The organism is Pararhodobacter sp., assembly GCF_036802785.1.
Taxonomy (GTDB): domain Bacteria; phylum Pseudomonadota; class Alphaproteobacteria; order Rhodobacterales; family Rhodobacteraceae; genus Pararhodobacter.
Genome location: NZ_DAIRVN010000112.1, coordinates 1 through 9402, shown reverse-complemented (window position 1 = coordinate 9402; position 9402 = coordinate 1). Strand labels below are relative to the sequence as shown.

Below are 9402 nucleotides of genomic sequence, written 5' to 3'. Positions count from 1 at the left end.
ACCCGCCCGCCCGAGGTTGAAACGCGGGTGACGATCTCTGGCATCGGCGGGGGCGTTGCGGCGGCCATTTCGATGACCGGCTCGGCATCGCTTGAGGTCAGAACAATGCGGCCGTCCAGCGCGGGGCCTTCCATGGCCTCGGCAGTGCCTTCGTCCACGATGAGCGTGGCAGGCACCGGCGCGGCCTGAAGCGGCGCGGCATTCGCAAAGATGGGCTGCACCGGCGCATCGCTATGATTCAGCGCCGCAGTTTCTACGGCGATGGGGGGCAGACCGGGAATGACGACAAGCCCGTTCTCAACGACGACATCGGCCAGCAGTTCTTCGGTCGGGGGCAGAACCGGCATGCCCGAGGCGTTCAACAGGCTTTCGGCAATGGCGGTGACGATCGCGGCTTCATCCGGCACTGCCGCGATGGCTTCCTCAGCAGCGTCTTCCCGCAGGGTTTCAGACAGATTGGCCGCCAGCGGTGTGATGGTGATGGGATCATCACCAGCGCCGGATTCCCCCGCGCCCTCGGTCAGTTGCAGATATTCCTGCGTGTCGATCGTGCTGAAGCCCACGCCGCGCGCGACAATCAGGTCATCCTCAGGCGCCGCCGCGTCCTGCGGGCGAGAAGGCGGCACGGGTGAGCTGGCGGGCGCCGCGGCCAGCGCCACGGCCTCGTCAATCGCAGCATTGACGGAAGCGGCGGCAGCCACGGGTTCGGGCTCGGGCTCGGGGCTGGCCACTTCGGCCAGAACGGCAGAGATATCATTCTGAAGCGAGGCCAGAAGCTGTTCCGACGGCTGCTCGGACGGGGAAAGCGGGCGCCGGGCGGGAAAGATGCTGCGCTCAGGCGCGGTCTGCAGCCGGATCACACGGCCCGCGGCGCGGCCTCCGTCGCTGTTGCTGGCCACCTGTGGCGCACTGGTATAATTCGGGCGGGACGGGCGGCGCAGCGCCACGCGGGCCGGTGCCTCGCGGAAGCCACGGTTCATCAGCTGCACCACCTGTTCATGGCGATGCGCAACCGAGCGCCCGCCAAAAACCGTAACGATGATGCGCACGCCGTTGCGCTCGGCCATGGCGGTCAGGTTATAGCCCGCAGCATTGGTGAAGCCGGTCTTGATGCCATCAGCCCCCGGATAAGCGTTCAGAAAGCGCGAATTGGTGTTGTTCACCTGCGCGATGCCCGCATCTTCGCTGCGGCGGGAGAAGATGTTGTAATACTGAGGAAAATCGAAATAAAGCTGGCGACCAAGAATGGTCATGTCGCGCGCGGTGGACAGGTGCCCCGAAGCGGTCAGCCCATGCGCGTTCTGAAAGCGCGTGTTGGACATGCCGATCGCGGCGGCGGTGCGGTTCATGCGCGCGGCGAACCCTTCGACCGAGCCGCCGATCGCCTCGGCAATCGCGGTGGCCGCGTCATTGCCCGAGCGTAGCGCAGCGGCGCGAATCAGGTAGCGCAGCGCGATGGTCTGACCTTCACGCAGGCCCAGCCGTGAGGGCACTTCGCGTGCCGCACGGCGCGACACCCGCACCTGGGTATCAAGCGAGACTTCGCCGTTCTGGATTGCCTCGAAAGCGACATAGAGCGTCATCATCTTGGTCAGCGAGGCCGGATGCAACCGCGTATCATGGTTGGTTGCGTGCAGGATTTCGCCTGAACGGGCATCCATCACCACCGCCGCGAAGGGGGTAGCCTGTGCCGTGTTGATAGGGGCCAGCCATACCATGATGAGCGTACAGAAAAACACTGCCGCCGTCATGCTGCCATAGCTGGAGGAACGCTTGAGACGCGCTGCCACCTTGCCTGTCCTTTGCCTCGGATTGCCCCGGTTTTTCCCGGGCGCTTTTTCTGCTCCTGATCAGCTTAGCATGCGATAGCACCTATGAAAAGACCCTTGTAATCAAGGGTTTTCGCGCTGTCTTTAATTTACTGACACATCTAGTGGCTGTGTGCCGCGCAGCCACTAGATGTTAGCTGCCATCGATCCACTCCAGAAGATCCGGCAGGTTTTCGAGGGCGGGAATCTTCCGGTAGCGCGGATGGGAAACCGGCGCCTCGGCAAATTCCAGCGCCCATTCCAGCCCGTGCGGCACATGCACGCCCCAGGCCCCGGCCATCAGCGGCGCCACCACATCCGAGGCCATGGAGTTCCCCGCCATCAGCGCGGCCTCCGCCCCTTCGCCGTGGCGGGCAAAGATCGCGGCATAGGCAGCCGGGGTCTTGTCGCTGACGATTTCAACGGCATCAAACAGCACATCCAGCCCGGATTGCGCCAGTTTGCGCTCCTGATCCAGCAGATCGCCTTTGGTGATCAGCACCAGCCGGTAGTCGGGCGCCAGACGGGCGATGGTTTCGTGCACCCCCGGCAGCAGCTCGATCGGCTCGGCCAGCATGGCGCGCCCGGCCTCCATGATCTCGGCGATGACATGGCCGGGAACCCGGCCCTCGGTCACCTCGATGGCGGTTTCGATCATCGACAGCATGAAGCCCTTCACACCGTAGCCGTAATGCCCCAGATTGCGCCGCTCGGCGGCAAGAAGGCGCTCAGTGAGGTGGTCCTTTTCGGCGTGATCGGCCAGAAGGGCGGCGAAACGCGCCTGTGTCAGGTGAAAAAGCCGCTCGTTGTGCCAAAGCGTGTCATCGGCATCAAGGCCAACCGTGGTAATCTGCATCTCCCTCCCCTTTCGTCAGGGTTTTCATGCCGCGCCTTCGCGCTATATACTGCCATGAACGCGAATCTGTCACCCAAAGGCTTTGTCCATGACCATCACCCCCAGAATGACCGACCGCACCGACGGCCCGGAAGGGGAAACCGGCATCGCCACCAAGACCCGGACGCGCACCCAGCGCCCGCCGATGTACAAGGTGATGCTGCTCAATGACGATTTCACGCCGATGGAATTCGTCGTGCATGTGCTTGAGCGTTTCTTCGGCCTGTCGCATGCGCAGGCGTTCGAGATCATGCTGACGGTGCACAAGAAGGGGCTGGCGGTGGTCGGCGTCTTTTCCTACGAGGTTGCGGAAACCAAGGTGGCGCAGGTCATGGATTTCGCGCGCCGTCATCAGCACCCGCTGCAATGCACGCTGGAAAAGGAGTAGGGCGCAGCTGCGTCCGCCCATGAACACACCCCAAACAGACCCTGCGCCGCGCGCCCTGCGGCTTGAACTGGCGTTCGAGGGCGGGTTGACCCTGCCCGCAACCGGCGCCATCGCGGTTCTGGCCCCGCGCGCGGGTGAAAGTCTGGCGCCCCTGCCCCGTGAGCGGGTGCAGGTGATGACGCCGCATTTCCCCGACCATGCCGCCTTTACCGCGCAAGGCTATGCCTGCGCCCGCAGCATCGCGCCCGGCGTGGCGGCGGTGCTGGTCTGCCTGCCCCGCGCCCGGGCCGAGGCGCTGGACATGATCGCCGAGGCCTGCGCGCTGACCGAGGGACCGGTGATCATCGACGGCCAGAAGACCGACGGTGTGGATGCGATCCTGAAGGCGCTGCGCAGCAAGGTCAGCGTGAGCGAGCCTGTCTCTAAAGGCCATGGCAAGATTTTCTGGTTCCCCTCGCCCGGCGCTGCCGCACTGGCCGCATGGCGTGACGCGCCGGTGACGCTTGTTGACGCGGCGGGCCAGCCCTTTCAGACCCGCGCCGGGCTCTTTTCAGCCGATGGGGTTGACCCCGGATCGGCGCTGCTGGCGGGCGCCCTGCCCGATACGCTCGCGGGTGAAGCCGTCGATCTGGGTGCGGGCTGGGGGTTCCTGTCTGCCGCGCTGCTGGCGCGTGCGCCCAGGATCAAGGCGCTGCATCTGGTTGAAGCCGATGCCCGCGCGCTGGATTGCGCGCGCCTCAATGTCACCGATCCGCGCGCCGTCTTTCACTGGGCCGATGCCACCCTGCCGCTGCCGGGGATTCAGGCCGATATCGTGGTGATGAACCCGCCCTTCCACACCGGGCGCAAGGGCCAGCCGGGGCTGGGCATTGCCTTCATCCGCGCCGCCGCCGCGCTGTTGCGCCCTGCCGGGCAGTTGTGGCTGGTTGCCAACCGGCACCTGCCGTATGAGGCCGCGATGACGGCCTCTTTTCGCCGTCATTCGGAAGTGGCTGGCACCGCCGCCTTCAAGATCCTCCTGGGCGAGGGGCCGGTGCGCGCTGCCGCAGGGGCCCGCACAGCGCCCCACCGGGACCGCCGCGCTGCGGGCCACCCAAGGGGGTCACGCGCATGAGTTTCTCCATTTCGGGCAAGACTGCAATTGTCACCGGCGCCGCCTCGGGGATCGGACATGCGATTGCCCGCCGCTTTCTGGACGAGGGCGCGAATGTCGTGCTGGCCGACCAGAACGAGAAGCGCCTGAAAGCGGCCTGCGAAGGGCTGGCAGAGCGTGACACCGCGCGCCTCTTCATCGGCGATCTGCGCGAAAAGCTGACGGTGGCCAACCTGCTGTCCGCCACGATTGACGCCTTTGACCGGGTGGATATTCTGGTCAATGCCGCGCGCGAATTTACCCTGACCGACCCGCTGGACCCCGCCGACAAGACGGTGGATGAGGCACTTTCGCAGAACCTGATGGTGGCCCTGCGCCTGTCGCAGGCCGTGGCGCGGCGCATGATCACCCAGTCAGAGCAGGATGACGACCGCAAGGCGGGCGCCGGAACGATTGTCAATCTCAGCTCGGTTGCCGCGCAGCGCACCCAGCCAGAGTTGCTGGCCTATTCCATCAGCACCGCCGCCGCCGAACAGATGACCCGCGCGCTGGCCGTGGCGCTGGCGCCACATAATATCCGGGTGAATGCCATCGCCCTTGGCTCGGTCATGAGCGCAAGCCTGCGCGACTGTATCGCCGAAAACCCCGATTACCGCGAAAGCATCATCCGTGGCACCCCCCTGCACCGGATCGGCACCGCCACCGAAGTGGCTGAGGCTGCGCAGTTTCTGGCCTCAAGCAGCGCTGGCTTCATCACCGGGCAGGTGATCAGCCTTGATGGTGGCCGCAGCCTTCTGGATGCCGTGCAGCGCCCGGCGCATTAGCGCGCCGGGTCATTTGAGCTTGATACGCCGGAGACCGCGTTCAGACCTCTTGATGGCGCTCGATACGCGTGTAAATCGCGAGTCTGGGTGCCTTTTCGTCGCGCTTGCGCTGTTGCAGCAGGCGGCTGGCGTTATGGGGCTGGGCCGCGCGCTCCAGTGTCAGGAATTGCGACAGGCGCGCCCCGGTCTCCGCGCGGGGACGGTCGAGGATATGTCTGCTCATGCGTGCTCTCCTGTTTTGATGGATTGCTCAGTGGCGCAACCTTAGCACGAATCGCCCCGGTTTTCCACCAGCCCCCAAAGGGCCCGGCGACTTGACGCCCCCCCGTCCAGCCGCTACGCGAAGGCAACGCCATTGAAGAGGTTTCGCAATGCCCAATCCTTCCCTTCTCATTCTGCCCGGCGACGGGATCGGCCCCGAAGTCATGGCCGAAGTGCGCAAGATCATCGGCTGGTTCGGCACCAAACGAGGGCTTGTGTTTGATGTCAGCGAAGACCTCGTCGGCGGTGCCGCCTATGACGTGCACGGCACGCCGCTGAGCGATGCCACCATGGCCAAGGCGCAGGAAGTCGATGCCGTGCTGCTGGGCGCTGTCGGCGGGCCGAAATACGATGTGCTGGATTTCAGCGTGAAGCCCGAGCGCGGCCTGCTGCGCCTGCGCAAGGAAATGGACCTCTTCGCCAACCTGCGCCCGGCGCAGTGCTTTGACGCGCTGGCCGATTTCTCCAGCCTCAAGAAGGAAGTGGTCGCCGGTCTCGATATCATGATCGTGCGCGAGCTGACCTCGGGCGTCTATTTCGGTGAGCCGCGCGGCATTTTCACCGAAGGGAATGAGCGCGTCGGCATCAACACCCAGCGCTATACTGAATCCGAGATTGCCCGCGTCGCCCGTTCGGCATTCGAGCTGGCACGCAAGCGGGGCAACAAGGTCTGCTCGATGGAGAAGGCCAATGTCATGGAATCGGGCATTCTCTGGCGCGAAGTGGTGCAGAAGGTCCATGACGAAGAATATGCCGATGTCGAGCTGTCGCATATGTATGCCGATGCGGGCGCCATGCAGCTGACCCGCTGGCCCAAACAGTTCGATGTGATCGTGACCGACAACCTGTTCGGCGACCTGCTGTCAGACCTTGCCGCCATGCTGACCGGCTCGCTGGGAATGCTGCCTTCGGCCTCGCTGGGGCTGCCGATGGCCAATGGCCGGCCCAAGGCGCTTTATGAGCCGGTGCACGGCTCGGCCCCCGATATTGCGGGTCAGGGCAAGGCCAACCCGATCGCCTGCATCCTCAGCTTCGCCATGGCATTGCGCTACAGCTTTGATCTGGGGGCCGAAGCCGACCGACTGGAGGCCGCCGTGCAGAAGGTGCTGGCCGACGGGCTGCGCACCGCCGATCTGATGGGGCCTGAGGGCGGCAGCCCGGTTTCGACCAGCGCCATGGGCGACGCGATTGTCAACGCGCTGGACGCCAGCCTCTGACACCCGACATGATCCAATGAACGAACGGCCCGGCAGGTTCTGCCGGGCCGTTTCGCGTTTCTGGCGGGGCGCATCGCCCGACGGGCGGACTGACCGCGCCACCGCTATGCTGATCCGCAGCCGGTCGCTGCGCTGTCTCATGCGGGCCGAGGGCGGCGGCCCCTCAATACCGACATGCCGTAGCTGGGTGGCTGGTGCGCCGCGGGACGAGACCGCCATCTACAGCTGACGCCAACCGGCGTTTCACACGAAATTGCAAGACTTGTTTGCACTTCGACGATTCAAGGTCTCTCACCCGGTCTTTCCTGTGCACTCTTGCACATTGAGCAGTCGATTTGGGCAGATATGTGACACATTGATGACGAGGGTGGCGAAGCTTACGTCCCATTTGTGACCGAAAACGATCACATACACACACACAGAAAAGTAAGAGACACCAAAATGACTCGCTTCGCTATCACCTCCGCCATCGCCGTTTTCGTCGCCCTGGGCTCCGTTGCCGCCAATGCAACCGACATCCGCAGCGACGGGATCGTGAACCCGGGCGCCTCTGACAGGGCCGACGCCAACCCCCGCGGTAAACACGCAGTCCGCGCCGGCGACGTTTACTCGGCACAGGAACTGATGGTTACCGGTCTGAATGAATCGGACTTCCTCGAATTCAGCCCCCGCGATACGTTCCAGGTCCGCGCTGATGACGTTTACACGGCACAGGACCTGATGGCTGTCGGCTTGAATGCCAACGATGTGCTGACCGTCAGCAATTTCAGCGCTAACGGCCAGATCCAAAGGCGCGCGTTCCCGGGCGACCAGGTATCTCAACACTAACGGCATCGCATGCCGATCCTTCACGACGCGCGCCGGGGCAGGCGCGCGTCGAAATACGTTCCGGGCCAGGGCGCAGGTCAGCAACCTGACACGCCGCCAAGCCCTCAGTCCCCGGCGTCAGACCCGCTCGATGGCGATGGCTGTGCCCTCGCCGCCGCCGATGCAGATCGCCGCTATCCCGCGCTTCAACCCGCGCCGCTCCAGCGCATGCAGCAGCGTCACCATGATCCGCGCGCCAGACGCACCAATCGGATGGCCCAGCGCGCATGCCCCGCCGTTCACGTTGATCTTCTCGCGCGCGATCCCCATTTCACGCATGAAGGCCATCGGCACCACGGCAAAGGCCTCGTTCACCTCCCACAGATCCACCTCATCGACCGACCAACCCAGCCGGTCAAGCAGCTTGCGGGTGGCGGGCACCGGGGCGGTCGAAAACCAGCCGGGCGCCTGCGCATGGCTGGCATGGCCACGGATCACGGCGCGCACCGGCGCACCCGCCGCCTCTGCCGCCCTGCGTGAGGCGAGGACAAGCGCCGCCGCACCATCCGAGATCGACGAGGAATTGGCCGCCGTCACCGTGCCATCCTTGCGAAAGGCGGGCTTCAGGGTCGGTATCTTTTCGGGCTGGGCCCTGGCAAGCTGCTCGTCATCGGTGACCATCACCTCGCCCTTGCGCGTATGCACCGTCACCGCCGCAATCTCGCCGTCGAAGGCACCATCGGCCTGCGCCGACAGCGCGTTGGTCAGCGAGCACAGCGCGTAATCATCCTGATCGTTGCGGCTGAACTGGTACTTTTCCGCGCAATCCTCGGCAAAAGTGCCCATCAGGCGCCCCTTGTCATAAGCATCTTCCAGCCCGTCGAGGAACATATGGTCAATCACCTGACCATGGCCGATCCGCGCGCCGCCCCGCATCGCGGGCAGCAGATACGGCGCGCCGGTCATGCTTTCCATCCCGCCTGCCACCATGATCCCGGCGGCTCCCAGCGCGATCTGGTCATGCGCGATCATCGCCGCCTTCATCCCTGATCCGCACATCTTGTTGAGCGTCGTGGCGGGCACCTGTTCACCCAGACCGGCTCTGAATCCGGCCTGACGTGCCGGCGCCTGCCCCTGCCCGGCTGGCAGAACACAGCCCATGATCAGCTCTTCCACCAGATCAGGGGCCAGCCCTGCGCCTGCAATCGCCGCCGCAATCGCCGTTCCGCCCAGTTCGGAGGCGCTGACTCCGGTAAACACACCCTGAAAGCCGCCCATCGGGGTGCGCGCCGCGCCAATGATAACAACTTCCTGCATTTCAGCCTCCGGCATCTGTGAACCACTTGGAAAGGTTTCCGCTCTAGGCTGACCACGAAAGAACCCCGAATGCGAGAGGGAAACGTGGATATCAGCACAAATCACAGCGCCGCAGGTCTTCTCGTCAAGGTCAACGAAACCCGGATTGATGCCGCCGTGGCGATTGAATTCAAGGAAGCGCTCCGCAGCGCGGCCGATGGTTTTGACGGCCCGGTGATCCTTGATCTGGGCTGCGTCACCTTCCTCGACAGCAGCGGGCTTGGCGCGGTCGTGGCGGTGATGAAACTGCTTGGCCCGCAGCGCCCCCTGCACCTCGCCTCGCTGACACCGCCGGTGGCAAAAGTCTTTCGCCTGACGCGCATGGACAGCATTTTCACCATCCACCAGCATCCGCCCTGCGAGATGAAAGCAACAGGTTAACCTGAATGGTCCTGCCCGCTTCACATGCCATGCCCGGCACACCCCCGCCCGATGAGCCCGCCCGGCACCGGCGCAGCGAAGGAACCGGGCGCATTCACCGCCGCTTCCCGGCCTGCAACCTTGAAACACGCGCGGCCCTGATGGCGGTCCGTGACGGGCTTCAATGCTCCGGGCTGGGGGAGGATGATCTTTCCAGCACCGAACTGATCCTTGCCGAGGCACTCAACAACATCGTCGAACACGCCTACGCGCAGAGCGACGGGATTGTGGATCTGTTCGTCGAGCTGCGCCGCGAAGGGCTTTTTTGCCTGATCCGCGACCATGGAAGCGCCATGCCGGGCGGGCGCCCGCCCAGCCCCCCCCCTGCCCCGC

General features: G+C 64.7%; 11 protein-coding genes. 7 read left to right on the top strand and 4 right to left on the bottom strand.

All coding sequences use genetic code 11. The features are described 5' to 3' along the window. Positions 1-1790 (bottom strand): D-alanyl-D-alanine carboxypeptidase family protein (locus V7Q53_RS22485; RefSeq protein WP_333831173.1); only part of this gene is annotated, 1790 nt, incomplete at its 3' end. Positions 1791-1962: 172 nt separating this feature from the next. Continuing rightward, a complete protein-coding gene (locus V7Q53_RS22480; protein ID WP_333831171.1) occupies positions 1963-2664 on the bottom strand; it encodes an HAD family hydrolase in 702 nt (233 codons plus the stop codon). 106 nt (positions 2665-2770) lie between these two features. On the opposite strand from V7Q53_RS22480, the gene clpS reads away from it, so the two are divergent. From clpS to V7Q53_RS22465, 3 genes are read left to right on the top strand one after another with little or no spacing between them, the layout of a single operon-like run. Continuing rightward, complete coding sequence (gene clpS, locus V7Q53_RS22475) at positions 2771-3091, top strand: ATP-dependent Clp protease adapter ClpS (protein WP_442954470.1); 321 nt, start codon at positions 2771-2773, stop codon at positions 3089-3091. Positions 3092-3110: 19 nt separating this feature from the next. Further along, entirely contained in the window at positions 3111-4205 is a 1095-nt protein-coding gene (locus V7Q53_RS22470; RefSeq protein WP_333831169.1) for a class I SAM-dependent methyltransferase, read from the top strand. Beyond that, positions 4202-5008: an SDR family NAD(P)-dependent oxidoreductase gene (locus V7Q53_RS22465; RefSeq protein WP_333831167.1), complete on the top strand. Its 807-nt coding sequence runs from the start codon at positions 4202-4204 to the stop codon at positions 5006-5008. The genes V7Q53_RS22470 and V7Q53_RS22465 overlap by 4 nt, the downstream gene beginning before the upstream one ends. Before the next feature lie 40 nt (positions 5009-5048). Here the strand turns inward: V7Q53_RS22465 and V7Q53_RS22460 are convergent, their stop codons facing one another. Next, positions 5049-5231 (bottom strand): hypothetical protein, encoded by a 183-nt coding sequence (locus V7Q53_RS22460; protein ID WP_333831166.1) that lies wholly within the window; start codon positions 5229-5231, stop codon positions 5049-5051. Positions 5232-5379: 148 nt separating this feature from the next. Between V7Q53_RS22460 and leuB the strand changes: the two genes are divergently transcribed. Beyond that, the gene (gene leuB / locus V7Q53_RS22455; RefSeq protein WP_333831165.1) at positions 5380-6486 is read left to right on the top strand and encodes a 3-isopropylmalate dehydrogenase; all 1107 of its coding nucleotides are present in this window, start codon (positions 5380-5382) and stop codon (positions 6484-6486) included. 441 nt (positions 6487-6927) lie between these two features. Beyond that, positions 6928-7314, top strand: coding sequence for a hypothetical protein (locus tag V7Q53_RS22450; protein WP_333831163.1), 387 nt, complete (start codon positions 6928-6930; stop codon positions 7312-7314). Between the two features lie 117 nt (positions 7315-7431). Here V7Q53_RS22450 and V7Q53_RS22445 read toward each other — a convergent pair whose 3' ends face one another. Continuing rightward, positions 7432-8610 (bottom strand): thiolase family protein, encoded by a 1179-nt coding sequence (locus V7Q53_RS22445; protein WP_333831161.1) that lies wholly within the window; start codon positions 8608-8610, stop codon positions 7432-7434. Positions 8611-8694: 84 nt separating this feature from the next. Between V7Q53_RS22445 and V7Q53_RS22440 the strand changes: the two genes are divergently transcribed. Both V7Q53_RS22440 and V7Q53_RS22435 read left to right on the top strand, forming a co-directional pair. Next, a complete protein-coding gene (locus V7Q53_RS22440) occupies positions 8695-9030 on the top strand; it encodes an STAS domain-containing protein (RefSeq protein ID WP_442954469.1) in 336 nt (111 codons plus the stop codon). Positions 9031-9035: 5 nt separating this feature from the next. Further along, positions 9036-9402 (top strand): ATP-binding protein (locus tag V7Q53_RS22435; RefSeq protein ID WP_333831158.1); only part of this gene is annotated, 367 nt, incomplete at its 3' end.